The following is a 26,613-nucleotide window of genomic DNA, read 5'->3' on the forward strand; positions in this document are numbered from 1 at the left end:
CATTCAGCCGAGCCGCAAATCCCGGTGCGGCGCGTTTTCGCGTTCAGCAGCACGGCCCGCGCCATATCAGGATCGGCAGCGCCGTCGATATAGACGTGGCAGATCCCCTCAAGATGCGCAAACACCGGCACGCGCGCCTCGCGTTGGACAAGACCGACCAGACCCTTGCCGCCGCGCGGCACGATCACGTCGATGAAATCGACGGCGCCCAGCATCGCGGCAACGGCATCACGGTCGCGCACAGGCACCATTTGGATCGCATCTTCGGGCAGGCTAGCCGCGGCCAGCCCCGCGCGCAGGCAGGCCAGAATCGCCGCCGCCGAATGCAGACTTTCCGAGCCGCCGCGCAGAATCACGGCATTTCCGGACTTCAGGCACAACGCCCCGGCATCCGCCGTCACATTGGGGCGGCTTTCATAGATAACGCCAATCACACCAATCGGCGTGCGCACGCGGCGAATATTCAGGCCCGAGGGCACATCCCAATCGGCAATCACCTCGCCCACCGGGTCCTTTTGCGCCGCGACACTGTCCAGCCCCGCCGCCATCGCGGCAATCCGGTCCGCATCCAGCGCCAGACGATCCATCATCGCGGGGCTCAGGCCTTTTTCGCGCCCGAATTCCAGATCCTTGGCATTGGCGGCGATAATCTCTGCGGTGCGCGCGCGCAGCAGTTTGGCGGCAGTGGTCAGAGCCTCGGCCTTGGCGGTTGGAGATGCAGTGGCCAATACGCGGGCCGCGGCACGGGCCTTTGTACCCATGTCAGCGATCAAAGCGGTATAGTCTTGCTGCATATCCTGCATATCTTTCCCCTATAGAACCATATCGTCGCGGTGAATAAAGGCCGCGCGCCCTTTGTAGCCCAGCATCGCCTCGATTTCAGCGCTGCGATGGCCACGGATCATATGCGCCTCTTCGGCGGTATAGCGCGTCAGGCCAATGCCGATGCGATTGCCAGCCGGGCCGACGATTGCCACCGGATCACCGCGACCAAAGCGGCCGTTCACCAGCCGGATACCGGCGGGCAGCAGGCTACGCCCCTCTTGCAAGGCGGCAACGGCACCGGCGTCGATCGAGACCTCGCCCTTGGGTTTCATCGCCCCGATCCAACGCTTGCGCGCGATCTGCGGATCTTCAAGTGCCAAGAACCATGTGGCGCGGGCGCCTTCTTCCAGCTTTTGCAGCGGGTTCAGCGGCGCGCCCAGCGTGATCGCCATGTCACAGCCACCATCGGTTGCGACGCGAGCGGCCATCAGCTTGGTGATCATGCCGCCTTTGGAAACACCAGATACACCATCGCCGGCCATCGCCTCGATCTCGGGGGTGATGATTTCGATCACAGGGAAGAACTTGGCATCGGGGTTCAGATGCGGGTTGTCGTCGTAGAAGCCATCGACATCCGACAGCAGCACCAATTTATCCGCGCCCGTTGTCACCGCGACCTGCGCCGCAAGGCGGTCGTTATCGCCATAACGGATTTCATCAGTGGCAACCGTGTCGTTTTCATTGACGATGGGGGTGACGCCCAACGACAGCAACGTCTCCATCGTCGCACGGCTATTCAGATAGCGACGACGGTTTTCCGAATCCTCCAGCGTCACCAACACTTGCGCGGTGACGATGCCATGGGGGGCCAGCACTTCTTCATAGGCGCCCGCAAGGCGGATCTGCCCGACAGCGGCGGCGGCCTGACTTTGCTCTAGCGCAAGACTGCCCGCAGGCAGCCCCAAAACGCCCCGCCCCAAAGCAATCGAGCCCGAGGACACAAGAATGACTTGTGTCCCCCGGGCTCGCAAAGCGGCGACATCGGCGGCCAGACTTTCCAGCCACGCCCGGCGCAATTGCCCCGTGTCGCGATCAACCAAGAGGGCCGATCCGATTTTTACAACCAGACGCCGCGCGCCGATCAGGGTTCCCAACGGGGGGCCTCCGGCTCTTGCGCGATGCGAAAACGCAGGCGGTTCTCGTCGATTTCGGCCCGCAGCGCGCGCAGCACATCAACCACGCCCTCGCGGGTGACACCCGACATCAGCATGACGGGGCCACCAACGGCCTCTTCCATCTCGGCCTGCAGCGCGGCGCGTTCTTCCTCGTCCAGCGCGTCGATCTTGTTCAGCGCGGTGATGCGCGGACGGTTGATCAGATCGCTATCGAGGTCTTCCGAGTAATTCGTCAGCTCCTCGATGATCGTGTGATAATCGCTGACCGGGTCCTCGGAGGTGCCGTCAACCAGATGCAGCAACACCGAGCAACGCTCGACATGCGCCAGGAACTGATCGCCCAGACCGCGGCCTTCGGATGCGCCTTCGATCAGACCGGGGATGTCCGCCATGACAAATTCCACATCATCAACGCCGACGACACCAAGGTTTGGCACCAGAGTCGTAAACGGATAATCCGCAATCTTGGGCCGCGCGTTCGAGGTCGCGGCAAGGAAGGTCGACTTACCCGCGTTCGGCATCCCCAAAAGGCCCGCATCCGCGATCAGTTTCAGCCGCAACCACAGGGTGCGTTCAATCGCGGGCTGGCCGGGGTTGGCACGACGCGGCGCCTGGTTGGTCGAGGTTTTAAAGAACAGGTTCCCGAAACCGCCGTTACCGCCCTGTGCCACCGTGATGCGCTGGCCGACCTCGGACAGGTCGGCGATCAGCGTTTCTTCATCTTCGTCGATGATCTCGGTCCCGACCGGCACGCGCAGGATGATATCCGCGCCATGCGCACCGGTGCGCTGGCTGCCCATGCCCGGCTGGCCGTTTTTGGCAAAGAAATGCTGCTGATAGCGAAAGTCGATCAGGGTATTCAGCCCTTCGACCGCCTCGATGATGACATCGCCGCCTTTGCCGCCATCCCCACCGTCTGGCCCGCCATATTCGACAAATTTGTCGCGGCGGAAGGAAACGCAACCGTTCCCCCCCGCGCCCGAGCGGATATAGACCTTGGCCAGATCCAGGAATTTCATGTCAGCCCTTTCCGAACCGCGTTTTATCGCGGCATAGCGACTTTGACCCCTACGGTCAAAGCCCCGTTTTCAATGTATAGGTCCAGGTGGGCACGGCACCGCCGCGCGCAACAGACCATGCTTCGGCATCGCCCAGATATTCAAAGCCGCAATTCGTCAGGACACGTGCCGCACCGGGGTTGTCCTGAAACGCTTCGGCAAAAATACGGGTCGCGCCATGGGGGTTCGCGTTGATGATCGCACGGACGGCTTCGGACGCCATTCCGGTGTTCCAGAACGCGGGCGCGATCCAATAGCGCACCTCGCTTTGGCCGCGATCCATGCGATCAAGGGAAATGAGGCCCATGAACTCTGCCCCGCCCTGTTCGCTGGCATCCAGCGCCCAGAAATCCTCGTCCCGTTTAACGCCGTTGGCGCGGGTGACCAGCTGCGCAGCAGCCCCCGGCGGGTAAGGATGCGGAATCGAACGCGTGCCAGTCGCCACGCGCAGATCGCCGGCGTAAAGGCTGATCAGCCCGGTATCCGACATGCGCAAAGGGCGCAGCGTGAAACGCGAGGTGCGGATCTCTGGCTGTGCGTTGATCGTAGCAATATTCATCACGGCCTCCTTTTGAATGGCAGGCTGGCCTTTTCCTAGACCTGATTGCCCACCGCTGCCCGATGTGCCGGGCGATACATCCCCAGCATGACGCAAATGCGAAAAGGGGGTCAGCTTGCGCCGACCCCCTTCCTGGTTTTTGCCCTTCCAGGTTCGGCTTACTCAGCGGCCTCCGCCACCGGGAGAACCGAAATGAAAGTGCGGCCCTTGAGGCCAGTGTGGAACTTTACAGCACCATCAACGGTCGCAAAAATCGTGTGATCTTTGCCCATACCGACACCAGCGCCCGGCCACATCTTGGTACCGCGCTGACGCATGATAATGTTGCCCGCGATGACGGCTTCGCCACCGAATTTCTTCACGCCAAGACGACGGCCAGCCGAATCACGACCGTTGCGCGAGGAACCGCCTGCTTTTTTCGTTGCCATGGGGGATTACTCCTTGCTCGAGGCGCCGACAGCCGCCTTCACACCGGTTGCGTCCGCGCCAGTGGCGAGGATGTCTTTGATACGAACCAGCGTCAGTTGCTGACGGTGACCCTTGGTGCGCTTCGACGAGTGCTTACGACGACGACGCACGAAATGGATCGTCTTCTCACCTTTGATCTGGTCGATCACTTCAGCTTGCACAGCTGCACCGGCGACGACAGGCGCGCCGATTTGATCGCCAACAACCAAAATGGTGTTGAATTGAATGGTTTCACCTGCAGCAGCGTCCAGCTTTTCAACGCGCAGAACGTCGCCGCTCTGAACTTTGTACTGCTTGCCGCCGGTTTTGATAACCGCAAACATGTTTCACGTCCTTCATGATCCGCATCCTTTGGTCCCCACCGTGACAGTGGATGTTGCGGCGATTATCGCCACCTTCGGACAGCGCGCCCCGCGAGGGGCGTTTTCTAAAACTTATGGCCGAATCCTTACGAATCCGTAAACCATACTGGGGGCAAAGCCGTCCAGATGGCGGCTTATCTTGGCATTCCGACCCGAAGTCAAGCGGCTATAGGGCCTCGGATGCCAGAAGCTGCGCCGCCGCGCGGCCAAGGTTAAAAGAGATCTCTTCGAACATCGGATCAAAGGCCGCAGTCGTTGCCCGCGACAGCGCCTTTCCGGCATCGGTTTCCCCAAAAGCGACAAAGGCTTGCACATCTTCGTCGCTGACCGGCGCATAGGCCATCAGCATGAAAGCATAAAGCCATTCCACCGTGCCCGCGCGCAGATCATCGGCCTGCGCCATCACTTCGGACAGGATGATATCGTCGGTGACGTCCCCCTCGCCCTCGGCCATACCGCGATAAAAGGCCAGATTGGAATTCAGTGCCGAGGCGACATTCATTTCCACCAGATCACCGCGCGCAACCAGATCGGCGATCAGCTCGGCCCGGGGCGTTTTGCGGGCGATCGTCACGGCCGCGTATTCAATGGCCTCGTCGCGCACATCATCCGCCAGCATCGCCTCGCGCGCGGCGAGTTCCAGCTGCAGCATCTCGCGCGAGGGGGCGGTGGTCGCAAAGGTCAGCAGCGCGTCCAGATCGACGCCGTCCAGCGCCGCATACCAATCGCCGCGCACCTGCGACATCATCCAATCGCGATCATGAATAGCCGCGACCGCCTCTTGCCATTTGGCGCTCGGCGGCAGGCCGGTCATGCCTTCGGATAATTCCAGGCCGAAATCCGTGCTTTCGCGTGCCATCACATCGGTGATCTGCGGAAACAGCAGGGCCTCGAACAGCGCATCAGCCTTGGCCTGATCAACCTCGGCACTGGCGGATTGTGCGGCCAGCACAAAGGCGGTGGCCGCAAATAAGTTACGCCACATGGCCCGCCTCCAGTGCATGGCCGCGCTCTAGCAGCGGCTTTAGGTAATGGCCGGTATGGCTTTCCGCCACCTCGGCCACCTGTTCAGGCGTGCCGGTTGCGACGATATAGCCACCGCCGGTGCCGCCCTCGGGCCCGATATCAATGACCCAATCTGCGGTCTTCACCACATCAAGGTTATGTTCGATCACCACCACGGTATTCCCCTGATCTACCAACTCGTGCAGCACATCGAGCAATTTGCGCACATCCTCGAAATGGAGACCCGTGGTCGGTTCATCAAGGATATAAAGCGTGCGCCCCGTGGATCTTCGCGAAAGTTCCTTGGCCAGCTTCACCCGCTGCGCCTCGCCGCCCGACAGGGTGGTCGCTTGTTGGCCGACTTTCACATAGCCAAGGCCGACATGGCACAGCGCATTCATCTTATCGCGGATGGGCGGCACCGCGCTGAAAAAGTCTGCCGCTTCCTCGATGGTCATATCAAGGACATTGGCGATGCTTTTGTCCTTGAACTTCACCTCGAGCGTTTCGCGGTTATAGCGCGCGCCGTGGCAGGTCTCGCAGGTCACATAGACATCGGCCAGAAAGTGCATCTCGATCTTCAAAAGGCCGTCGCCCTGACAGGCCTCGCAGCGACCGCCCTTGACGTTAAAGCTGAAACGACCAGGGCCATAGCCGCGCGCCTTTGCCTCGGGCAGGCCGGCAAACCATTGGCGGATCTGGTCAAACGCGCCGGTATAAGTGGCGGGGTTCGACCGCGGCGTGCGGCCGATGGCGCGCTGGTCGATGTCGATGACCTTATCAAGATGCTCGAACCCTTTGATCGTCTCGCACGGCGCGGGCACTTCGCGGGCGCCGTTCAGCTTCATCGCCGCGTTCTTATACAGCGTCTCGATGGTCAGGGTGGATTTACCACCGCCCGACACGCCGGTCACACAAACGAATTTGCCCAGCGGGAAATCAACCGTCACATCATGCAGGTTGTTGCCGCTGGCCTTGACCACCGTCAGCTTTTTGCCGGTGCCTTTGCGGCGCTTTTGCGGCACGGAAATCCGGCGCTGTCCTGACAGATATTGCCCGGTCAGCGAATTCGGATCAGCCTCGATCTGCGCGGGTGTCCCCTGCGAGACGATCTGCCCGCCATGCACGCCCGCCCCCGGCCCCACGTCAAAGACGTAATCAGCGGTGCGGATCGCATCCTCGTCATGCTCGACCACCAGCACGGTATTGCCCTGATCACGCAGGTTGCGCAGCGCGTCCAGCAGGCGGTCGTTGTCGCGCTGGTGCAGACCAATCGAGGGCTCGTCCAGCACATAAAGCACGCCTGTCAGGCCAGAGCCGATCTGACTGGCCAGCCTGATCCGCTGGCTTTCACCGCCCGATAGCGTGCCGGATGCCCGGCTGAGCGTCAGATATTCCAGCCCCACATTGTTCAAGAACCCCAGACGTTCGCGGATTTCCTTGATAATCGCGACGGCGATCTGGCCTTTTTGCTGGCTGAGGGCCTCGGGCACGGTCTGCACCCAAGCATAGGCCTCTTTCACCGATTGCGCGACGACCTGCCCGACATGCATATCGCCCACACGTACGGCCAGCGCCTCGGGGCGCAAACGATAGCCACCGCAGGTCTGGCAGGGACGGTTGTTCTGATACTGCTCCATATCCTCACGCGACCAATTGCTGTCGGTCTCGCGATAGCGGCGCTGCAGGTTGGGGACGACCCCCTCGAACGTACGAGTGACGTTATAGCTGCGACCCCCGTCATCATATCGGAAGGCCAGCTCCTCGGTGCCCGAGCCATGCAGCACGACCTGTTTCACACTCTCGGGCAGGTCTTTCCACGGCGTCTTGGCGTCGAATGCGTAATGCTTGGCCAGCCCCTCGATCGTCTGCAGCCAGAAGGGCGATTTGGTTTTCCCCCATGGCGCGACCGCGCCTTTCAGCAGGCTGAGGGTCAGATCCGGCACGATCAGCCGCTCGTCAAAGAACAACTCGACCCCAAGGCCGTCACAATCGGGACAAGCGCCCAGCGGCGTGTTGAACGAGAACAGGCGCGGCTCGATCTCGGGGATGGTGAAACCCGATACCGGACAGGCGAATTTTTCCGAAAAGGTGATGCGTTCTGGGTCGCCCTCGCTGGGGGCGGTTTCCAGCACGGCGATCCCATCAGCCAGATTCAACGCCGTGCGAAAGCTTTCCGCAAGCCGCGTCTCCATACCAGCACGCACGACAATCCGGTCAACCACCACGTCGATGTCATGGCGGAATTTCTTGTCCAGCGTGGGCGGCGTGTCGAGTTCATAGAACTCGCCGTCCACTTTCACCCGCTGAAAGCCCTGCTTGCGCAGCTCCAGCATCTCTTTCTTATACTCGCCCTTGCGGTCGCGCACGACGGGCGCCAGCAAATAGCCGCGCGTCCCCTCGGGCATGGCCATGGTGCGGTCGACCATATCCTGCACCTGCTGCGCCTCGATCGGCAGGCCGGTCGCGGGGCTATAGGGGGTGCCGGCGCGCGCGAACAGCAGGCGCAGATAGTCGTAAATCTCGGTCACCGTCCCGACGGTCGAGCGCGGGTTCTTTGACGTGGTTTTCTGTTCAATCGAGATCGCGGGCGACAGGCCCGTGATGTGATCGACATCCGGCTTTTCCATCATATCGAGGAACTGCCGCGCATAGGCCGACAGGCTTTCGACATAGCGGCGCTGCCCCTCGGCATAGATCGTGTCGAAGGCAATCGAGGATTTCCCCGATCCCGACAGGCCCGTCATCACCACCAGCTGATTGCGGGGGATATCCAGTGACACATTCTTCAGATTATGCTCGCGCGCGCCGCGCACTTCGATGAACTTCTGTTCCATGTCACTGTCCTTTGCACATTCTGTTAAGGAATAGGTCTGCGACGTTGCAAACTCAAGCGCGAAGTGAGAACATTAGCTGAACATTAGGGAGTTCGCCATGACAACCGCGCATTACACCGGCAGCTGCCAATGCGGCGCCATTGCCTATACGGTCGATGCCGATCTGGACAGCACCGTCACCTGCAACTGCTCGCGCTGCAAAAGGCTGGGGTCGGTGATGACCTTTGTGCCCGCCAGCGCCTTTCACCTGACCAAGGATGGGCCGGTGACAAGCTATAAATTCAACAAGTTGCACATCGAACATACCTTCTGTCCGACCTGCGGCATTCAGGTCTATGCGCGCGGCGACAGCCCCGATGGCCCGGTTGTCGCCGTGAATTGCAATACGATGGATGATGTCGATCCGCGCGCGCTGAAGTCGCATTTCTACGACGGCGCGGCGATGTAAAAAGGGGGCCTTTCGTCCCCCCTTCACGTTTTAGAAATGAATGGCGCGGCCGTAGGCGTCCAGCACCGATTCGTGCATCATCTCGCTGAGAGTCGGATGCGGGAAGACGGTTTCCATCAGCTCGGCCTCGGTCGTCTCCAGCGTGCGGCCGATGACATAGCCCTGGATCAGCTCGGTCACTTCGGCGCCAACCATATGGGCGCCTAGCAGCTCGCCGGTTTTGGCGTCGAAAATGGTTTTCACCAGACCGTCCGGCTCGCCCAGCGCGATGGCCTTACCATTGCCGATAAATGGGAAGCGGCCAACCTTGACCTCATAGCCCTTTTCCTTCGCCTTCGCCTCGGTCAAGCCAACCGATGCGACCTGCGGATAGCAATAGGTGCAACCCGCGATGCTTTCGGGGCGCACGGCATGGGGATGCTGGCCTGCGACAAGTTCGGCAACCATCACGCCCTCATGGCTGGCCTTATGCGCCAACCACGGCGCGCCCGCGATATCGCCGATCGCATAAAGGCCGTCGACGCCGGTGCGGCAGAATTCATCGACAACGACATGGGTGCGGTCGATCTTAACGCCCAGCGCCTCTAGGCCGAGGCCTTCGACATTGCCTACGATCCCAACAGCCGAGATCACGGTGTCAAACTCAAGCTGCTCGACTTTGCCGTTTGCCTCGATATGGGCGGTGACTTTGCCCTTGCCACGATCAAGCTGCTTGACGGTGGCCTTTTCCATGATCGTCATGCCTTGCTTGACGAACTGCTTTTTCGCAAAGGCGGAAATCTCGGCATCTTCGACAGGTAGGATACGGTCCATCACCTCGACCACGGTGGTTTTCGCGCCCAGCGTATTGAAGAAGCTGGCAAATTCGATGCCAATCGCGCCAGAGCCGATCACCAGCAGGTTTTTCGGCATCCGCTTGGCGACCAGCGCCTCGCGATAGCTCCAGACCAGATCGCCGTCCGCCTCAAGGCCCGGCAGGGTGCGCGCGCGCGCGCCAGTGGCCAGCACGATGGCGGGGGCGGTCAGATCCTCGGTGCCCTTATCGGTTGTCACGCGCACCTGACCTTTGGCGGGGATGGTCGCCTCGCCCATGATGACGGTGACTTTGTTCTTTTTCAGCAGATGGCCGACGCCGCCCGACAGCTGTTTCGCCACGCCGCGCGAGCGCTGCACGACAGCATCCAGATCAAAGCCCAACCCCTCGGCCTTCAGCCCGAACTCCTTGGCGCGGTGCATCAGGTGGAACACTTCGGCCGAGCGCAGCAGCGCTTTGGTCGGGATGCAGCCCCAGTTCAGGCAGATGCCGCCCAGATGGGCGCGTTCCACGACCGCGACTTTCAACCCCAGCTGTGCGCCGCGAATGGCGGCAACATAGCCGCCGGGGCCGGCACCAATCACGATCATATCGAACTTTTGCATCGGTCTGCTCCTATTTTCGCTATCTGCGATCAGGCCGCACTAAGGGGCGCGACCGGAAATTAGTTTGACGTTAAACCATTTTCCGCAGCATCGCCAGATGCCGCTTCGGCAACTGCCTCGGCCACAACCTGAACCGCAACGGCCGATGACCCGGCCAGCAAATGTTGGTGGGCCGCAGGCTCGCCCACGATCTCTTTGTTCGGCACCCGGCGCAAGCGCCAAGCGGCATAAAGGCCCAGCGCCAGCATGACCACGGCGATCACCAGCCAGAACCCCTGCGGCCCGACATTGTCCAGCATCCAGCCCAAGATCAGCGGCCCGGAAATCGACCCCATCCCGTTGATAAACAACAACCCGCCCGAGGCGGCTGGCATCTCATCCGCCTCAAGATAGTCATTCGCATGGGCGATAATCACCGGATAAACCGTGTTCGATGTGCCCCCCACCACGGCAGCCGCCACCAAGATCAGCCAGATCTGGCCGGGGATCAAAAACGCCAGCAGCGCAGCCGCGCCGCCAATCGCCGCCAAAGTTCCGATCAGGATGCGGCGATCCATACGGTCCGCCAGCCACCCGACCGGAAACTGCAGGATCAGCGCTGCAAGATAAGTCAGTCCGATCATCAAGGTGATTTGCTCGACCGGCATGCCAACGCGCACGCCGTAAATCGCGGCCATCCCGAACTGCGCGGCGAACACACTGCCCAGCAGGAACATCCCCGCGCAAGCGAGGGGCGAGGCCTGCACCAGACGCCGCAGCGGCAGTGATTTCGTCTGATCAAAGGTCGGCGTCACGCGGCTGGTCGTCAGCAGCATCGGCGCAAAACACAGCGAGATAATGATCGAGGCGATGCCGAACAGTTGGAACCCCGCCACATCACCGCTGGCCGCCAACACCTGTGACATGATGATGCCCGCCATTTGCATCCACATATACAGCGACAGCGCCTGCGCGCGGTTTTCATTGGAGACCGTGCTGTTCAGCCAGCTTTCCACGACGATATAGGCGCCGCAAAAACAAAAGCCGATCATCGCGCGTTCAATCATCCAGGCGATGGGGCTGGGCCACAGCGAATATAGCACGAAAATCGCCGAGATCATCGACGCCAGCGCCGCGAACACCCGCACATGCCCCACCTGCCGGATCATCTTTGGTGCGATGGTCGAGGCCAGCATGAACCCTACAAAATAGGCCGATGTCACCATCGCCATCGAGAAGGTCGAAAAGCCTTCCAGCTCGCCGCGCAGACCCAGCAGCGTGCCCTGCATACCATTGCCGATCATCAGCATGAAAATGCCAACGAAAATCGCCCAAGACCCGATCAAGACGCGAAACATGGATCAGCCCTTCGGCAGCAGCAGCGACGCGTCGCCATAGGAAAAGAACCGATAGCGCTGTGCGATTGCATGATCATAAATCGCCCGAATGCGGTCCGCACCCATCAGGCCGGAAACCAGCATCATCAGCGTTGATTTGGGCAGGTGAAAATTGGTCACCAACCCATCCGCGACGCGAAAGTTAAAGCCGGGCGTGATGAAGATATCCGTCTCGCCCACCCATGGCGCGATTGCACCCGTATCGCGCGCGGCGGTTTCCAATAGGCGCAGCGCGGTGGTGCCAACCGGGATCACGCGCCCGCCTGCGGCTTTGGTCGCCGCGATTTCAGCGGCGGCGGTTGCGGTGACCTCGCCCCATTCGGCGTGCATTTTGTGCTGGGCGATATCGTCGACTTTGACCGGCAGGAAGGTCCCCGCCCCCACATGCAGCGTCACGCGTGTCAGCGTCACACCGCGCGCGGCCAAAGCGGCCATAACAGCCGCGTCAAAGTGCAGCGACGCGGTCGGCGCGGCAACCGCACCGGGGCGGTCGGCCCAAATGGTCTGGTAATCCTGCAAATCCTGCGCATCGGCGGCGCGGCGCGCGGCGATATAGGGCGGCAGCGGCATCTGGCCCGCCTCGGCCAGGGCCGCATCGAAATCATCACCCGTCAGGTTGAACCGCAGCTTGGCCTGATCGCCATCGCGCCCGATCAAGGTTGCGGATAGGCGGGAGGTAAAGACGATATCCTCGCCCTCGTGCAGTTTGCGCAGCGGTTTGATCAGCGCCATCCACGCCCCATCGGCGGTGGGCTGCAGCAAGGTGACCTCGATCCGCGCGGTCGCCTCGCCGCGATGGCGCAGTCCGGACAGGCGGGCGGGGATGACCTTTGTATCATTCAACACCAGCCGGTCGCCGGGGTTAAATTGCGCCGCAAGTTCCGCAACCGTCAGATCCGAGATCGTATCGCCCCGCGCGACCAGCAGCTTGGCCGCAGTGCGAGGCACGGCAGGGCGCAGCGCGATCAAATCCTCGGGCAGGGTAAAGTCAAAATCCGAAAGTTTCATCCGCTTTCTCTCGTCATATCCGGCACTGGCCGGCGAAAGATCTCGCGCAGGAAACCGGGGGCCAGCAGCGATAGCGGGTTCGCCGCCACCTGCACCTGCCCCGCAGTTCCGCCCAACGTAAAGGTCATGCCAAAAACCCCTTCGCCGGGCCGCGTCATCACTTGTCCAATTCCGTTCAGGAAATAGACCGGCGAGACGACGCCCTGAAAATCCAACACCGCATCGCGCGTGCTGTATGCGCCATCCAGCGATATGCCAAGCCCCGGCCCAACCGCAGCGCTGGAAAGCAGCGTCACGCCGCCCGGGCTGACCCGGAATGTCGCGTCGACCGTGTCGAACACCACCCCCTGCCCCGAGATCTGTTGGATCAACCCCAGAACCGAGGCCGCATCCAGCACCTGTGCCAGCGCGGGCGCATCCAGAATACGCAGACCGCGTGCGGAAAACTGGCCAAGATAATCCGATGCACCATCGGGCACCAAGGTCAGGGTAAAGCCCTCGCCTCGCGCCGCGCCTGACAGGCGCAAAGATTGCAGCAGCGCGCCTGCATCTGCGCCGGTGATCTGCACGCCTTGACGTCCGTTTTGCGTGAACACCGCCCCCTCAACGGCGACGCCGCCATTGATCCGCGCTGTAAAACGCCCCGAATAGCCGCCGGTCGGGTTGAAATCACCGCTGAGGTCGGTCAGCACCAGCCCGTCGAAAACTTCGAACTGATCCAGCCGCAGCGCAAGCGGCCCCGCATTGCCGGTTGTAGCGCCGCCCAGGGATTGCAGGCCGCTCAGGCGTACCGAGCCGCCACGCAGCGCTGTGCGCAACGGCCGCCCCTGCCCCTGCCCAGTCAATGTCATCGCTGAATTCAGCCATCCGTTCAATTGGATACGGTCAAACCGCGCCTCGGCCAAACCGCCCCCTTCCGCCATTGCAAGCTGTCCGCGCAAATCAAGACCGGGCGCCGAGAGCGTCAATGCCGAAACCTGCGCCGGGGTACTGAGTGTTCCCGTGACCTGCAAATTGCCGCGCGAGGCCGCCCCCTTTTGCCAGCCAAAGGCCCCCGCATTGATCGCAAGGCCCGCAAGGTCGCTGGTCAAACTGAAGGCAGGCGGCGCGCCGGGGATGATATCGACCTGCAACTGGCCCGGCGCAGCGCCCGACGTCGTCAGCGGCAGCTCGATCGCCAGCGCTTGCAGCAGCGCGTCCGACACAGCGACATCTGCCGTCACCTGCGATCCTGGCGTGCCAAAATTATGCTGCCACCGCGCCGTCGCATCCGCGCCATTGAGTTGCACGGGGCCGGACACGGCCACATGCGCGCGGTCAACATCAACGGATAGTACGTTTGATGTCAAATGCTTGCCCGGCACGATCTGGTCACTCGTGACATCTTGCATGGCGGCGGAAAAAGCGAAATCGACGCTGCCCGCAGGCATCGGCGTGTGCAGCGGAAAGGTCACCCAGCCCTGCATCTGCGCCCTGCCATCGGCCAAATCCACCGGCACATTCGCCTTGGTCATATAGCCAAAGGGCGGCAGATCCAGCACCGACAGCATCGCGGGGATTGTACCTTCGGCCTGCAAATCCAGCCGCGCGCCAACCGCGGGGCCATGCATATCCGCGATGGTAAAGGTCGACCCCGCCATATCCAGCGGCCCGCCGGTGGGCGCGGTCGCCGTGCCTTTGGTCACGCCGATCCCCAATCGGCCGGCGGTGATTTCAACAAAACCTTCGCTATCCTCGATCAACGGCAGTTGCGGCAAGCCGCGAATGTCCAGCGCGCGAAAGCCGGTCGACAGCGCCCAGGTGAACGGCCCATCATCCAGCTTTCGCAGCGACAGATGCGGGGACACGGCCTCGCCGCCCGACAGATTCGCCGCCATCCAGCGATGCGGCGCCGCCCGCATCGACTGCGGCCACAGCCCGACCAGACGTTCCGTCGGCAGGCGATCCATCTGGGCATCGACCATCAGGCTCCAACCATCGGGCGAGATTGCGACCGTGCCGTCGGCCTGCAGCAACCCGCCACTTTCATCGCGCAGCGACAGGCCCGCAATCTCGATCCGCAGCGGATCGAGCGTGACGCGAAAATCCGCAGCCGCTGCGGCAAGTTGCGCAGGCTCATCGTAAAAACCCGGCGGCGAGACGGTGATATCGTCCATCTCAAGCTGCGAGACGATCTGCTGCGGCAGTCCGGCCTGAAAATCCTGCAAATAGGTGGTGCCGCGCGCCGTATACGAGATCCAAGGCGCGCTGACCTGCATATGCTGCAATGCGACCCGCTGCGCCGCCGGATCATAGGACAGAGCCAGATCGAGGTTATCGAACCGCGCCCCCGGCGGCCCGACATCAGGCAACAGCGCGCCGCCGGGCACATTGAGCTGCGCCGACATAGCCGTCATCGCGCCACTCTCGCCCATTTCAATCTGCAACTCGCCCGAGAGTTTCGCGTCCAAAAGGCTCAGCACGCCCAGACCAGGGATCTCTTGCCCCAGATCCGCGGCCGCCGCATCCGTCACCCGCATCTGCGCAACTGCGGCCGGTGAATGGCGCGGGCTTTGATAGGTCAGCGCCAGCCGTGTCGCATAATCGCGCCCCGACAAGACCGCCGCATCCGCCGTCAGACGCGTATTTTGTGCATCCAGCACCATCCGCAATGTGCCGCCATCCAGCGTCAGACTACGCTCGCCGCGCAAATCCGTATAGCGCAGCACGACGCCCGCGATATCAACTTCGCGCAGGGCCTCGAAAATCGGGGCCTCGAAAATCTCGTCGAACTGTTGGAAAACGCTGGCAAATTCGGTGTAATTCAGGCCATTCGCTTGTGGCACCATGCCAAAATCAATCGCCAGAGCGCCATCCGCATTACGTGTCAGATCCACCTCGGCCGCAGCGCTTGTGATCCGTTGCACCAATAGCTCGCGCCGCAGGACCAACCCCCGCGGCGAAAGGTGCAGGTTGACCGCCGGAAGATGTGCAATGCGGCGATCCGCGCCGTCAAACACCGTCGCATCTGAAATCGTCACCACCGGATGCAGGTCGCGCTGCATATGCACGCTGAGGCCGCCAAAGGTGATCCGCCCCTCGCCCAAAGCCTCGCTGGCGATACTGGCCACCTCGTCGCGCAGCCAGCGCGGGGCGGCGACATCGCGGCCGATCGCATAGCCCAGCAGCAGCAGGCAAAGGCTGAACGCCACCCCAAGGCACAGGGCAACCGTCCCGCAACATAGCCCCCATAACCCAAAGCGTCGCCGAGGGGGCGCCTTGGGCCTGAGCGGCATGCGCTGCTCGACACGCGGTGGAGGGCATCGACCCGCCATATCACCTCAAACCTTGGCACCCGTTTTGGGGTTTTGTCTTTATCTTCACAGTCATAATCTTCGCAGGCTTCGACAGAAAATAAAACCAACTGAACCCAAAAGGCCAAAAATGCCCAAAGACCAGCCGATGACCCGCCTGCAAGCGGGCGATACTGCCCCCAATTTCACCCTTCCCGGCCATGACGGCAAAACCTATCACCTGTCGGATTTTCGCGGCCAGCGCGTGGTGCTGTTCTTTTACCCCGCCGATAACACCCCGACCTGCACGACCGAGAATGCGGAATTCGCCACCCACGCCGAGGCCTTTGCCGCCGCCGGTGTGCAATTGATCGGGATCAACCGCGACAGCCTTGCAAAGCACACGAAATTCGCGGCCAAGCTGGCGCTGCCTTTTCCGCTGCTGACAGATGAAGATGGCGCGGTGTCCGGGGCCTATGATGTCTGGCAAGAGAAATCGACCTTTGGCAAAACCTATATGGGAATCCTGCGCACGACATTTCTGATCGGCACCGATGGTCGTCTGGAAATGGTCTGGCCGGTCACGCGACTTGCCGGTCATGTTGACAGTGTTTTGACCAGCTGCCTTTCCAAAAACTAACCAAATGCTATCGAATCGTGCGTAAGTGCCCTTTGCGTCGGCGGATAGCCGCCGATACCGGCGTGGTTTGGCCGATCGGATGGAACCAAACCCTCGAAACGGTTGTCAGCCCCGCCCCTCGTTGCCTAACAGGTCTCAGGCAGTCGCAGCGACGGCACGCCACAGACGAAAAACGAGGGACCTGTGCGCTTACCGCTACGACACAGAATTCACGCCGCGCTTGAGCGTCATTTGCCCGAGCGTCGACTGTTCATTCGATCCGACACGCAGACGCGCTTTATCCGTCTGCGTCCCGTCACGCAGATTATCGCCATTACGGGCTGTAGCCTGCTGGTGGGATGGTCGGTGATCGCGACCTCGATCGTATTGATGGATGCGATCAGCGCCGGCAATTACCGCGCGCAGGCCGAACGCGACAAGATGCTCTATGAGGCGCGGCTCGAGGCGCTGTCATCCGAACGCGACAGCCGCGCGGTCGAGGCGATCGCCGCGCAAGAACGGTTCCAAGCCGCGCTGACGCAGGTCTCGCAGATGCAGACCGATCTGCTGACACTGGAAGACCAACGGGTCGAACTGGAATCGGGCCTTGCCGCGGTCCACGCCACGTTGCGCCGCACGGTGTCGGAACGCGACAGTGCCCGCAGTCAGTCCGCAAACCTTTTGGCCCAGATTGATGGCGCGCAAGATGTAACATCAGGCCCCTCGGACGAAGAGCTGACCAGCACGCTGGATATGATGTCAAATGCGCTGGCCGAAACCGCTGCACATCGCGATGCCTCTGACGCCACCGCCCAAACCGCCGCCATCAATGCCGCCGACCTCGAGCTGGAACTGCGCCTGATGCAAGAGCGCAACGGCGAGATCTTTAGCCAGTTGGAAGAAGCGATGCAGGTCTCGGTCGAGCCACTGTCGCGCATGTTCCGTGCCGCCGGCCTTGATCCAGACGATCTGATCAACCAGGTACGGCGCGGCTATTCGGGCCAGGGCGGACCGCTGACGCCGCTGCAATATTCCACCTCGGGCAGCGCAATCAACCCGGATGTCGAGCGTGCGAATCGCATTCTGGGGGCGCTGGACAATATCAATATGTATCGCACCGCCGTCGATCTGGTGCCCGTTGCACAGCCCTTTCGCAGCGGCGCGGCGCGGTTGACATCCAATTTTGGCACCCGCTGGAACCGCGCGCATGAGGGCCTTGATTTCGGCATGCCCATCGGCACGCCCGTCTATGCAACCGCCGAAGGCACCGTGACTTTTGCCGGATGGCAGTCGGGCTATGGGCGTATCGTTAAGATCCGTCATCAATTTGGCTTTGAAACACGTTACGCCCATTTGAACGAGATCAACGTGCGCGTGGGACAAAGGGTATCGCGCGGCGACCATATTGCTGATAGTGGTAACACAGGACGATCGACTGGCCCTCACCTGCACTACGAGGTGCGTGTGAACGGCGCGGCGCAAAATCCCCTTAATTACATAAGAGCTGGACGCGATGTTTTCTAAGAGCAAAATTAACGAACCCGGAAACAAAACACCTGAACAGGCCGCAACGCCCAGCCAACCCGCTGCAGCGACAACGCCTGCTCCGTCTTATTCCGCAGCCCCCGCGGTCAAGCCAAAGCCGCCGGCTTCGGTTCTGTCGTCGGATCTGCATATCACCGGCAATATCCGCACCAGCGGCGATGTTCAGATCGAAGGTCAGGTTGATGGCGACATCCGCGCCCATCTGCTGATCATCGGCGAAGGCGCAACCGTGCGCGGCGAGCTGATTGCCGATGATATCGTAATCAACGGTCGCATCGTGGGCCGCGTACGCGGCCTGAAAGTGCGCTTGACCTCGACCGCGCGTGTCGAAGGCGACATCATCCACAAGACGATCGCGATTGAATCGGGTGCCCATTTCGAGGGTTCGGTGCAGCGCCACGAAGACCCGATCACCGGCGAATCAAAGCAAAAAGCACTGGCGAAGCCCGTCGACGACCAAGGCGTCTAAACCCATCGAAAACGCCCGGCAGTTACGCTGCCGGGCGTTTTTCATTGCGCCTACCAGACACCGACGATCCCGCTGGCCGTGGTGCCCGTCGTCCAAACGCGCCGTACCCGCACCGGCAGCGGCACGCCCACCAAAATGGGCAGCGTCACAATCGCGCCGCCTTCCATCATCGTCACACGCACCGTGCCAGCCGTCGTCGCATAAAGCGCGCGGGGGAACACGCTTAGATCCGCCGTATTCGACGTGGTAATCGCGACCGCCTGCGCAGCCGGGCTTTCCAGCCCGCCGGACATGCTTTGGAAATAATCATTGGGCATCGGCCCCTCCTGCCTTTTGAAAACAGGGCAAGGATGGGGGCCGCGCCTTAAGATATCGGCAGCCTAGCGCGCGATGGTGTTGCGTTACTCGCCGCTGCCACGGCTGAGCAGATCAACCGGAATTTTCAAGTAACGACGACCGTTCGCCTCGGGCGCGGGCAATCTGCCACCGTTGATATTCACCTGCAGCGCATGGAGGATCAGTTTTGGCATCGGCAAGGTGGCATCACGCGCCTCGCGTGCGGCGATAAAGTCCTCGCGCGTTTTATAGCGCGACAGATGGACGTTCGTGGCAAGCTGCTCGGCAATCGAGGATTGCCACGTCACATCGCGTCCGGCGGGCATATAATCGTGGCCGGTAAAAAGGCGGGTCTCGGGCGGCAAGGCAAGGATCGCCTGCATCGACTCCCACAGCGCCGCCGCGCTGCCGCCGGGGAAATCCGCCCGCGCCGTGCCGCTGTCGGGCTGAAAGATCGTGTCATGGATAAAGGCCGCATCCCCAATGACATAGGTGATCGAGGCCAACGTATGCCCCGGTGAGTGCATGACATAGCCGGTAAGGCCACCGACGCTGAACGTGTCGCCTGCGTGGAACAGGTGATCCCATTGGCTGCCGTCTTGGGGGAAATCCGGCCAGTTATAGAAATCGGCCCACAGCTTTTGCACGCCGGTCACATAGGCGCCGGTCGCCATTGGCGCGCCCAGCTTTTCTTTCAGATAAGGCGCGGCAGAAAAGTGGTCGGCATGGGGATGCGTGTCCAAAATCCACGCGACGCTATAGCCGCGCTCGGCCACAAAACCCAAGATGCGATCGGCGTTTTCGGTCCAGGTTTGCCCGGACTTTTCATCGTAATCGTAAACGGGATCGATGATCACACAGGTTTTCGCGGCCGGGTCGGCCACGACATATTGCAGCGATCCGGTGCGTTTGTCGTGAAAGACAGTCACTTCGGGCGATGGGCTGAGGGTCGTCATGCAATCTTCTCAATATTCAGAAACTTATCGCACCATAGGTCGCACGAAAGACATTGCAACAAGATGAATGTCGCAGTGTCAGGACAGGATGACATATCCCATCTGTTTCGGGCGTGTTTAGAGAAAATTCTTCGCCAGCCGGAGGCTTAGGCCGCCAAGCGCGCGGCCAGATACTGCGCCACACGCTCTAGCATCACAGCACCGGTGGTGATCCGCCCAGCGGATGTGAACAGCCCATGCGCGTGATGCGGCAGGTGGATATGCTCGACTTCTGCCCCGGCCTGCGCCGCGGCTTCGGCATAGGCGATCCCCTCGTCCGCCAATGGATCGAGGCCGCAGGTCAGGATAAACATGGGGACAGCGGCGATATCACCGCGCAGGGGTGACAGACGCGGATCGCTGCGATCTTGCGGCGCGGGCGCATAGCTGTCGATGAACCACTCCATCCCGGCCGCAGCCAGTGAAAAGCCCGTCGCGACACGCGTATAGGACGGCGCGCGCTGCGCCAGATCGGTCACGGGATACAGCAGCACCTGCGCCAGTGGCTTTGCAATCCGACTATTGGTCAAGGCTGCCGCCAGATTACCGCCCGCGCTATCGCCGGCAAAGGCCAGCCGCGCGGGATCAATTGCCAGCGCATCCGCCTGCGCGATCAGCCAGTTTAGCGCCGCGACGCTATCGTCATAGGGAATCGGAAATGGGTGCTCGGGCGCAAGGCGGTAATCCACCGCAAAGACCGCAGCGCCGCTTTGGGCGGCAAGGTGCCGGCAAATCGTGTCATGCGTATCCAGCCCGCCCAACACCCAGCCGCCGCCATGCAAGAACAGCACCGCAGGCAGAACACCCGCGATGATCGGGCGGTATTCGCGGATGGTAATCTCGGCCCCAGATACGGCGATCCGATGATCCACGACCTGCGGCAGCGGCACATGCGGCAGGCCATTCAGGGCGCAGCTTTGCATATAGGCGCGTCGCGCATCAGGCAGCGGCATATCGGCGTAGGGGGTGGGCGCAGCCTCGCGATAGAGGCGCACCATATCGCGCGCGTCTTCGGCCACTTGATCCAATGGGATGATGCCCATCGCCCTATCCTCTTATCAATACGGATGATCGCCACTTTACGCCGCAGCGCCTGCGCGGAAAGGTGCAATCCATCCCTGTTCTATTCGCACCGGTGATTATGGTAAAACCGCCCTGCGCAATCCACAATGCACAGGGCGGTTTTACCAAGGTATTAGCCCGCGATGCGTTTCACTTCGCTGATCGCGATTGGCGTGCGCAGGTGAGTCTGGTCAGCTTCGGCGCGTGCATAGAGGCGATCCATCACGTCCCAGCCGCTTTCCACCTGACCAAAAGCGGCAAAGCCCAGACCGTCCGGCTGGCGCTTGCCGCCAAAATCCATGTCGGGATCTTCGTTCATCATGATAAAGAACTCGGCCCCCGAATTGCCCGGCTCATACCGCCCCATCGCCAGCGTGCCGCGGATGTGGTGCAGGCCAGTGTCGCGCGTCGTCTCGAGCGGGATTTTCGCGAAAGGCTGCGGGTCGTGCTCGCCCTTGGTGCGCCAGCCCCAATGCAGGGCCTGAATGTAATGGTCGCGCGGCGCTTCCTCGTTATGCGGGGTCACGATGCGGAACAGCGTCTGGTTGTTCAGCGCACCGCTGTCGACATATTGCAGGAAATTACCCGCCGAGATCGGCGCCTTGTCCAGATAAATGCGCAGGGTGATATCCCCTTCTTCGGTGCGCATCAGCACAAGCGGATTGGCCATGAAAGGCTCCTTCATTCATTCGTTCGTTTAGCCCAGCAGCGTAAACACCAACGGCACGACAACAGCCGTGGCCAAACCGTTCAACGCCATGCCAAGACCCGCAAAAGCCCCGGCAACCGCGCTGACCTGCATGGCGCGGGCGGTGGCAATGCCGTGGGCCGAGACGCCCATCGCAAAGCCGCGCGCCGCCGGATCACGCAGGCCGATACGGTTCATCAGCGGGCCTGCCACAACCGCGCCCAGCACACCAGTGATGATCGCAAGTGCCACGGTCAAAGACGGCAGGCCGCCGATGGCCTCCGACACGCCCACCGCAATGCCCGCCGTGATCGATTTGGGCACAAAAGAAAGCGCCATCGCCGGATCGACCCCCATCGCACTGGCGATCAGCCAGCCAGAGGCCGCCCCGACCGGCGCGCCAACCGCCAGCGCGCCCAGTACCGGCAGGGCCTGCTGACGGATCAGGCGGCGGGCGCGAAACAGCGAAACCGCAATCGCAACCGTCGCTGGCCCTAGCAGATAGGCAATCATCTGCGCCCCATCCAGATAGGTTTGGTAATCGGTGCCGGTGACCAGCAAGATCGCCACAATCACCGCAATCGAGATCAGCACTGGATTGACCACAGGATGAAAACCCGACCGGCGCGCAAGGCTTTGTGCACCGGCGAAAACGCCAACCGTCAGTGTCAGCCAGAAAAGGTCGATCATGCCCGACCTCGTTTTGACAGCCAAGCGAAGACAGCGGCAGTGACCAGCAGCGTGATCAAGGTCGAGCCCACAAGTGCCGCCACCATCGGCCACAGCTGCGGTGCAATCGCATCGAAATAAACGATGATGCCGACACCCCCCGGCACGAAGAACAGCCCCAGCACCGACAGCAACCGATCCGCGACTTTCACTGTTTCGCTTTGCTCGACCGCCGCATCGCCGGTGCGGCGCGCCTGGATCAGCAATAGCGCGAACAGCAGCACGATCCCGATCACCGGCGCCGACAATGGCCAGCCGGTCAATCGGATCACAATCTCGCCCACCAATTGGCAGGCGAGAATCACAAATAGGCCCTTTAACATCACGGTTCCTGAAATCGTAAAAAGGCCCACCGTGGCAGGCGGGCCGTAAATCTTAGCGTAGCTTTAGCGTCGAAAGGCCGATCAGCGCCAGCACCAACGCAATGATCCAGAACCGGATGACGATCTGCGATTCCGACCAGCCCTTTTTCTCGAAATGGTGGTGAATCGGCGCCATCAGGAAGATGCGTTTTCCGGTACGCTTGAAATACAGCACCTGAATGATCACCGACATCGCCTCGACCACGAACAGGCCGCCGACGACCGCCAGCACCAGCTCGTGTTTAACGACGATCGCGATCGCACCCAGTGCGCCGCCCAGCGCAAGGCTGCCGGTATCGCCCATGAACACGGCCGCAGGCGGCGCGTTATACCACAAGAACCCAAGGCCGGCCCCGATCAGCGCGGCGCAGAACACCACGATCTCGGCCGATCCCGGGACGTAATGCACGTCAAGATAGGTCGAAAAGTCGGCGCGTCCGACGAAATAAGCGATAATGCCAAAGGTGCCCGCCGCGATCATCACCGGCATGATCGCCAGCCCATCAAGACCATCGGTCAGGTTCACCGCATTCGCCGCGCCCACGATGACAATCGCGGCAAAGGGAATGAACAAAATGCCAAGGTTCAGCAGCAGCGATTTAAAGAACGGCACCGCCAGATGGTTCGCCATTGCATCGGGCTGGTAATAGCTGGCCCAGAATCCGGCAATGGCCGCGATCAAAAAGCCCAGCAGCAACCGCACACGACCCGAAAGCCCCGCCGTGGTTTGCTTACTGACCTTGGCATAGTCATCGACAAAGCCAATCGCCGCATAGCCCAGCGTGACGAACAGCACGACCCAGATAAAGGCATTGTCCCAGCGCGCCCATAGCAGCGTCGCCGCCACCACGCCGCCGATAATCAGCAGGCCGCCCATTGTGGGGGTGCCCGCCTTGACGAAATGCCCGGCGGGGCCGTCTTCGCGGATCGGTTGCCCCTTGCCCTGCACGCGGCGCAGGTGGTTGATCAGCGGACGGCCAAAGATGAACCCAATCAGCAACGCCGTGAAAAACGCCCCGCCCGCCCGGAACGTGATATAGCGGAACAGATTGAAGGGGCCGCTGCCATCGGACAGAGCTGTCAGCCAGTAAAGCATTGTTTTTCCTATTCCAAAGTCTCAGGCGGCGCGCAGCCAAGCTTGCGCAGCGCATCCACGATGATCGAGACACGGCTGCCTTTTGAACCTTTTACCAGCACCACATCGCCCGCATCTGCAATGCGGGTGATATGGGGCAAAATCTCTTCGGGGGTGGCCAGCCAATAGGCCCGCTCGGCGGGCAAAGCGGCGTGTAGCGCCTTCATCCTGGTGCCGACACAAACGATCAGATCGGCGGCCGTCAGGGCGTGATCCTCGGCAAGGGCGGCGTGCAGGGCCATCTCGTCGGGGCCGAGCTCCAGCATATCGCCCAACACGGCAACGCGTCGCCCGCGCGCCAGCCGCCCGACGCCGTCGACCGGCTCGGACAAGGCCAGCACATCCAGCGCCGCCGCCATCGAGGTCGGGTTCGCGTTATACGCGTCGTCGATCAGCTCGAAGGTGCGCCCCTCGCGCAGCGGATCAAGGCTGATGATCTGGCGCATACCGCGACCTGCAGGCGGTGCCCATTCGGCCAGCGCGACCAGTGCCCGCGCACGGTCCATGCCCAAAGCATCCGCCGCCGCGATCACCGCCAGTGCGTTCACCGCGAAATGGCGACCGGCGCTTGCGACCTTCATGTGAAAGGGCGTGCGCCATGCACGGCCTGATGCAACCGTGACACCGGCGCGCACGCGCAGATCGGTCAGGCGGTGGTGATTGCGGGGCGTCTCGCCAAAGGTGATGACCCGCGCGCCTTTGTCCTTTGCCGCAGCGATCAGGATCGGGGAAACCGCTAGATCGCCGTTCACGACAGCGGTGCCGCGCGGCAAAAGTCCCTCGAATATCGCCGCTTTCTCATGGGCGATGCCCTCGATACTGCCAAAGGCCTCGAAATGCGCGGCGGCGACGGTGGTGATGACGCCAACATGCGGCTGCACCATGCGCGACAGCGGCGCGATCTCGCCCGGATGGCTCATGCCCAGTTCGAGCACACCATATTCGGTGTCGGCGGGCATCCGCGCCAGCGTCAGCGGCACGCCCCAATGGTTGTTATAGCTGGCCTCAGACGCATGGGTGCGCCCCGCAGCCGCCAGCACGGTGCGCAGCATTTCCTTGGTCGAGGTTTTGCCGACCGATCCCGTGACCGCGACGATCTTCGCCTTGGTCCGCGCGCGCGCCGCACGGCCCATGGCCTCGAGCGCAGCCAGCACGTCATCAACAATCAGCAGCGGCGCGTTCGCGGGCAGACCCTCGGGCACGCGCGACACCAGCGCAGCAGCCGCACCCTTTTCCAGCGCGCTCGCAACAAAGTCATGGCCATCGCGCGCAGCGGCCAGCGCCACGAACAGATCGCCCGGCTGCAAAGTGCGGGTATCGATAGAGACACCCGTTACGGCAAAATCACGCGTCAGGCGCCCCCCCGTCGCGGCAGCGGCCTCGACCCCGGTCCAAAGCGCGCTCATATCAACCCCTCCAAGGCGGCAACCGCGATGCTTGCCTGTTCCACATCGTCAAACGGCAACACGTCATGACCCACGATCTGGCCCGATTCGTGGCCCTTGCCGCAGATGATCAGGGCATCGCCGGCCTCAAGCATATCAACGCCGCGCAAGATCGCCTCGGCGCGGTCGCCGACCTCTCGCACGTCGCAGCCGCCTTCGGCCACCGCGCCCGCCATCACAGCATCACGGATGGTTGCCGCGTCCTCGGTACGGGGATTGTCGTCGGTGACGATGACCATATCGGCAAAGCGTGCGGCGGCCGCGCCCATCAACGGGCGTTTCGTGCGGTCGCGGTCGCCCCCTGCCCCCACAATTGCCACAACGCGGCCCATCACATGCGGGCGGATCGCCTGTAGTACGGTTTCAATCGCATCGGGTGTATGCGCGAAATCGACAAAAACCGAGGCGCCATTGCCGCGCCGCGCTGCCAATTGCATCCGGCCACGCACCGTCGTCAGATGCGGGAAAGCCGCGAAAACATGCGCCGGATCATCGCCCGAGGCAATCGCAAGCCCCGCCGCCAGCAGCACATTTTCAGCCTGAAAACCGCCGATCAGATCAAGACGCTGCTGATAGGCCTGGCCGCGCCATTCAAACCGCAGATCCTGTCCCGTCGCATCGAACCTTTGCGCCACCAGCCGCATTCGCGCGCCGGGATTCTTGCCAACGCCCAATATCTCCTGCCCGCGATCTTCGGCCACGCGCGCGATATCCGCGCCTTTGGGGTCGTCAATATTGATCACCGCAATCCCATCTTCGGGCAGCAGGCGCGAAAACAGGCCCGCCTTTGCGTTGAAATAGGCGTCGAAGGTCTTGTGATAATCCAGATGATCTTGCGAAAAATTTGTGAAACCTGCGACAGACAGCATCACACCTTCCAGACGGCGCTGTTCGATCCCATGGGACGAAGCCTCCATCGCCGCATGGGTCACGCCCGCCTCTGCGGCCTCGGACAGGATACGCTGCAAGGTCAGCGCATCAGGTGTCGTATGCTTGAGCGGGAAATGCCAATCGCCATCCACACCCGTCGTGCCAATGTTAATCGCTTTGTGGCCTGCATATTGCCAAATCTGGCGCAAAAAGCTGGTGACCGAGGTCTTGCCATTCGTTCCTGTGACAGCGGCCATCATCGCTGGCTGCACGCCAAACCACAGGGCAGCGGCGCCCGCGACCGCGGCGCGGACATCGCGCATGACGACCAGGCCGACTTCTTGCCCGATCAGCGTATCGCCAATAATAGCCGCCCCGGCAGGGTCGGTGACAATTGCCGTCGCGCCGGCTTTCAGCGCCCGTTCGACAAAGCTTGCGCCATGCACCTGCGTTCCGGGCAATGCAGCAAACAGCATGCCGGGGCGCAGATCGCGACTATCAATGGCAATGCCGCTGACGCGTCGGGCCGAGCCTCGCGCCCCAGTTGCGCCATGCAGACCCAGCTCGGCCAGCGATTTGGTGATCTGCCCGTTTGGCATATGGCCC

At 61.8% G+C, this 26,613-nt stretch carries 24 protein-coding genes and 1 pseudogene (1 of these 25 only partly in view); 4 read left to right on the forward strand and 21 right to left on the reverse strand.

Annotated features, from left to right (window positions below; all coding sequences use genetic code 11):
- The 8 genes and pseudogenes from KVU_RS07560 to uvrA form a co-directional block, all read right to left on the reverse strand.
- On the reverse strand, window positions 1–803 hold the 5' portion of the coding sequence (locus tag KVU_RS07560) for a glutamate-5-semialdehyde dehydrogenase (RefSeq protein ID WP_014537848.1). The gene continues 466 nt to the left of window position 1, outside the view; only the first 803 of its 1,269 coding nucleotides appear in the window; it begins with the start codon at window positions 801–803; the stop codon falls past the left edge of the window.
- A 9-nt stretch (window positions 804–812) separates the two neighbouring features.
- Window positions 813–1,919 (reverse strand): glutamate 5-kinase, encoded by a 1,107-nt coding sequence (gene proB, locus KVU_RS07565; RefSeq protein WP_013383243.1) that lies wholly within the window; start codon window positions 1,917–1,919, stop codon window positions 813–815.
- Window positions 1,907–2,959, reverse strand: coding sequence for a GTPase ObgE (gene obgE, locus KVU_RS07570; protein ID WP_013383242.1), 1,053 nt, complete (start codon window positions 2,957–2,959; stop codon window positions 1,907–1,909). Before obgE ends, proB begins: the two co-directional genes overlap by 13 nt.
- A 55-nt stretch (window positions 2,960–3,014) precedes the next feature.
- Window positions 3,015–3,557 (reverse strand): GNAT family N-acetyltransferase, encoded by a 543-nt coding sequence (locus KVU_RS07575; RefSeq protein WP_013383241.1) that lies wholly within the window; start codon window positions 3,555–3,557, stop codon window positions 3,015–3,017.
- A 158-nt stretch (window positions 3,558–3,715) separates the two neighbouring features.
- Entirely contained in the window at window positions 3,716–3,985 is a 270-nt protein-coding gene (gene rpmA / locus KVU_RS07580; protein ID WP_013383240.1) for a 50S ribosomal protein L27, read from the reverse strand.
- 15 nt (window positions 3,986–4,000) lie between these two features.
- Window positions 4,001–4,348 (reverse strand): annotated as a pseudogene (rplU, locus tag KVU_RS07585) (50S ribosomal protein L21); the annotation flags it as partial.
- A 205-nt stretch (window positions 4,349–4,553) separates the two neighbouring features.
- Window positions 4,554–5,372, reverse strand: a complete 819-nt coding sequence (locus KVU_RS07590) for a hypothetical protein (RefSeq protein ID WP_013383238.1) — start codon at window positions 5,370–5,372, stop codon at window positions 4,554–4,556.
- Complete coding sequence (uvrA, locus tag KVU_RS07595; RefSeq protein ID WP_013383237.1) at window positions 5,362–8,229, reverse strand: excinuclease ABC subunit UvrA; 2,868 nt, start codon at window positions 8,227–8,229, stop codon at window positions 5,362–5,364. The genes KVU_RS07590 and uvrA overlap by 11 nt, the downstream gene beginning before the upstream one ends.
- A 97-nt stretch (window positions 8,230–8,326) precedes the next feature.
- On the opposite strand from uvrA, the gene KVU_RS07600 reads away from it, so the two are divergent.
- The gene (locus KVU_RS07600) at window positions 8,327–8,677 is read left to right on the forward strand and encodes a GFA family protein (protein WP_013383236.1); all 351 of its coding nucleotides are present in this window, start codon (window positions 8,327–8,329) and stop codon (window positions 8,675–8,677) included.
- Window positions 8,678–8,707: 30 nt separating this feature from the next.
- Here the strand turns inward: KVU_RS07600 and lpdA are convergent, their stop codons facing one another.
- The 4 genes from lpdA to KVU_RS07620 are packed head-to-tail and all read right to left on the reverse strand — an operon-like array spanning window position 8,708 to window position 15,671.
- Window positions 8,708–10,096, reverse strand: coding sequence for a dihydrolipoyl dehydrogenase (gene lpdA, locus KVU_RS07605; protein ID WP_013383235.1), 1,389 nt, complete (start codon window positions 10,094–10,096; stop codon window positions 8,708–8,710).
- A gap of 59 nt (window positions 10,097–10,155) precedes the next feature.
- Window positions 10,156–11,433 (reverse strand): MFS transporter, encoded by a 1,278-nt coding sequence (locus KVU_RS07610; RefSeq protein ID WP_013383234.1) that lies wholly within the window; start codon window positions 11,431–11,433, stop codon window positions 10,156–10,158.
- 3 nt (window positions 11,434–11,436) lie between these two features.
- Window positions 11,437–12,480, reverse strand: a complete 1,044-nt coding sequence (queA, locus tag KVU_RS07615) for a tRNA preQ1(34) S-adenosylmethionine ribosyltransferase-isomerase QueA (protein WP_014537849.1) — start codon at window positions 12,478–12,480, stop codon at window positions 11,437–11,439.
- A complete protein-coding gene (locus tag KVU_RS07620) occupies window positions 12,477–15,671 on the reverse strand; it encodes a hypothetical protein (RefSeq protein WP_060486265.1) in 3,195 nt (1,064 codons plus the stop codon). Before KVU_RS07620 ends, queA begins: the two co-directional genes overlap by 4 nt.
- 250 nt (window positions 15,672–15,921) lie before the next feature.
- Between KVU_RS07620 and KVU_RS07625 the strand changes: the two genes are divergently transcribed.
- The 3 genes from KVU_RS07625 (at window position 15,922) to KVU_RS07635 (ending at window position 18,385) form a co-directional block, all read left to right on the forward strand.
- The gene (locus tag KVU_RS07625) at window positions 15,922–16,392 is read left to right on the forward strand and encodes a peroxiredoxin (protein WP_044008114.1); all 471 of its coding nucleotides are present in this window, start codon (window positions 15,922–15,924) and stop codon (window positions 16,390–16,392) included.
- Window positions 16,393–16,575: 183 nt separating this feature from the next.
- Window positions 16,576–17,895, forward strand: coding sequence for a M23 family metallopeptidase (locus KVU_RS16250; protein ID WP_014537851.1), 1,320 nt, complete (start codon window positions 16,576–16,578; stop codon window positions 17,893–17,895).
- Entirely contained in the window at window positions 17,885–18,385 is a 501-nt protein-coding gene (locus tag KVU_RS07635; RefSeq protein WP_013383229.1) for a polymer-forming cytoskeletal protein, read from the forward strand. Before KVU_RS16250 ends, KVU_RS07635 begins: the two co-directional genes overlap by 11 nt.
- Window positions 18,386–18,435: 50 nt before the next feature.
- On the opposite strand, the gene KVU_RS07640 is transcribed toward KVU_RS07635, so the two are convergent.
- The 9 genes from KVU_RS07640 to KVU_RS07680 all read right to left on the reverse strand — a co-directional run bounded on the left by KVU_RS07640 (window position 18,436) and on the right by KVU_RS07680 (window position 26,606).
- Window positions 18,436–18,702, reverse strand: a complete 267-nt coding sequence (locus KVU_RS07640) for a spike base protein, RCAP_Rcc01079 family (protein ID WP_013383228.1) — start codon at window positions 18,700–18,702, stop codon at window positions 18,436–18,438.
- Between the two features lie 84 nt (window positions 18,703–18,786).
- Window positions 18,787–19,677, reverse strand: a complete 891-nt coding sequence (locus KVU_RS07645; protein WP_013383227.1) for an MBL fold metallo-hydrolase — start codon at window positions 19,675–19,677, stop codon at window positions 18,787–18,789.
- Between the two features lie 146 nt (window positions 19,678–19,823).
- Entirely contained in the window at window positions 19,824–20,759 is a 936-nt protein-coding gene (locus KVU_RS07650; protein ID WP_013383226.1) for an alpha/beta hydrolase, read from the reverse strand.
- 152 nt (window positions 20,760–20,911) lie between these two features.
- Window positions 20,912–21,448: a peptidylprolyl isomerase gene (locus KVU_RS07655; RefSeq protein WP_013383225.1), complete on the reverse strand. Its 537-nt coding sequence runs from the start codon at window positions 21,446–21,448 to the stop codon at window positions 20,912–20,914.
- 27 nt (window positions 21,449–21,475) lie between these two features.
- Window positions 21,476–22,156, reverse strand: a complete 681-nt coding sequence (locus KVU_RS07660) for an LrgB family protein (RefSeq protein WP_013383224.1) — start codon at window positions 22,154–22,156, stop codon at window positions 21,476–21,478.
- Window positions 22,153–22,518 (reverse strand): CidA/LrgA family protein, encoded by a 366-nt coding sequence (locus tag KVU_RS07665; RefSeq protein ID WP_013383223.1) that lies wholly within the window; start codon window positions 22,516–22,518, stop codon window positions 22,153–22,155. The genes KVU_RS07660 and KVU_RS07665 overlap by 4 nt, the downstream gene beginning before the upstream one ends.
- A gap of 52 nt (window positions 22,519–22,570) precedes the next feature.
- On the reverse strand, window positions 22,571–23,653 hold the full coding sequence (mraY, locus tag KVU_RS07670; protein WP_013383222.1) for a phospho-N-acetylmuramoyl-pentapeptide-transferase: 1,083 nt from the start codon (window positions 23,651–23,653) through the stop codon (window positions 22,571–22,573).
- Window positions 23,654–23,661: 8 nt separating this feature from the next.
- The gene (locus tag KVU_RS07675) at window positions 23,662–25,098 is read right to left on the reverse strand and encodes a UDP-N-acetylmuramoyl-tripeptide--D-alanyl-D-alanine ligase (RefSeq protein WP_013383221.1); all 1,437 of its coding nucleotides are present in this window, start codon (window positions 25,096–25,098) and stop codon (window positions 23,662–23,664) included.
- The gene (locus KVU_RS07680; protein ID WP_013383220.1) at window positions 25,095–26,606 is read right to left on the reverse strand and encodes a UDP-N-acetylmuramoyl-L-alanyl-D-glutamate--2,6-diaminopimelate ligase; all 1,512 of its coding nucleotides are present in this window, start codon (window positions 26,604–26,606) and stop codon (window positions 25,095–25,097) included. The genes KVU_RS07675 and KVU_RS07680 overlap by 4 nt, the downstream gene beginning before the upstream one ends.
- Between the last annotated feature and the right edge of the window lie 7 nt (window positions 26,607–26,613).

The organism is Ketogulonicigenium vulgare WSH-001 (assembly GCF_000223375.1).
In the GTDB taxonomy this organism is placed as follows: Bacteria; Pseudomonadota; Alphaproteobacteria; order Rhodobacterales; family Rhodobacteraceae; genus Ketogulonicigenium; species Ketogulonicigenium vulgare.

What these genes read in the sequence shown, in the direction of transcription:
- obgE (WP_013383242.1), bottom strand. Translation starts at nt 2,959, where the DNA reads ATGAAATTCCTGGATCTGGCCAAGGTCTATATCCGCTCGGGCGCGGGG.
- KVU_RS07575 (WP_013383241.1), bottom strand. Translation starts at nt 3,557, where the DNA reads ATGAATATTGCTACGATCAACGCACAGCCAGAGATCCGCACCTCGCGT.
- rpmA (WP_013383240.1), bottom strand. Translation starts at nt 3,985, where the DNA reads ATGGCAACGAAAAAAGCAGGCGGTTCCTCGCGCAACGGTCGTGATTCG.
- KVU_RS07590 (WP_013383238.1), bottom strand. Translation starts at nt 5,372, where the DNA reads ATGTGGCGTAACTTATTTGCGGCCACCGCCTTTGTGCTGGCCGCACAA.
- uvrA (WP_013383237.1), bottom strand. Translation starts at nt 8,229, where the DNA reads ATGGAACAGAAGTTCATCGAAGTGCGCGGCGCGCGCGAGCATAATCTG.
- KVU_RS07600 (WP_013383236.1), top strand. Translation starts at nt 8,327, where the DNA reads ATGACAACCGCGCATTACACCGGCAGCTGCCAATGCGGCGCCATTGCC.
- lpdA (WP_013383235.1), bottom strand. Translation starts at nt 10,096, where the DNA reads ATGCAAAAGTTCGATATGATCGTGATTGGTGCCGGCCCCGGCGGCTAT.
- KVU_RS07610 (WP_013383234.1), bottom strand. Translation starts at nt 11,433, where the DNA reads ATGTTTCGCGTCTTGATCGGGTCTTGGGCGATTTTCGTTGGCATTTTC.
- queA (WP_014537849.1), bottom strand. Translation starts at nt 12,480, where the DNA reads ATGAAACTTTCGGATTTTGACTTTACCCTGCCCGAGGATTTGATCGCG.
- KVU_RS07625 (WP_044008114.1), top strand. Translation starts at nt 15,922, where the DNA reads ATGACCCGCCTGCAAGCGGGCGATACTGCCCCCAATTTCACCCTTCCC.
- KVU_RS07635 (WP_013383229.1), top strand. Translation starts at nt 17,885, where the DNA reads ATGTTTTCTAAGAGCAAAATTAACGAACCCGGAAACAAAACACCTGAA.
- KVU_RS07640 (WP_013383228.1), bottom strand. Translation starts at nt 18,702, where the DNA reads ATGCCCAATGATTATTTCCAAAGCATGTCCGGCGGGCTGGAAAGCCCG.
- KVU_RS07645 (WP_013383227.1), bottom strand. Translation starts at nt 19,677, where the DNA reads ATGACGACCCTCAGCCCATCGCCCGAAGTGACTGTCTTTCACGACAAA.
- KVU_RS07650 (WP_013383226.1), bottom strand. Translation starts at nt 20,759, where the DNA reads ATGGGCATCATCCCATTGGATCAAGTGGCCGAAGACGCGCGCGATATG.
- KVU_RS07655 (WP_013383225.1), bottom strand. Translation starts at nt 21,448, where the DNA reads ATGGCCAATCCGCTTGTGCTGATGCGCACCGAAGAAGGGGATATCACC.
- KVU_RS07660 (WP_013383224.1), bottom strand. Translation starts at nt 22,156, where the DNA reads ATGATCGACCTTTTCTGGCTGACACTGACGGTTGGCGTTTTCGCCGGT.
- KVU_RS07665 (WP_013383223.1), bottom strand. Translation starts at nt 22,518, where the DNA reads ATGTTAAAGGGCCTATTTGTGATTCTCGCCTGCCAATTGGTGGGCGAG.
- mraY (WP_013383222.1), bottom strand. Translation starts at nt 23,653, where the DNA reads ATGCTTTACTGGCTGACAGCTCTGTCCGATGGCAGCGGCCCCTTCAAT.
- KVU_RS07675 (WP_013383221.1), bottom strand. Translation starts at nt 25,098, where the DNA reads ATGAGCGCGCTTTGGACCGGGGTCGAGGCCGCTGCCGCGACGGGGGGG.
- KVU_RS07680 (WP_013383220.1), bottom strand. Translation starts at nt 26,606, where the DNA reads ATGCCAAACGGGCAGATCACCAAATCGCTGGCCGAGCTGGGTCTGCAT.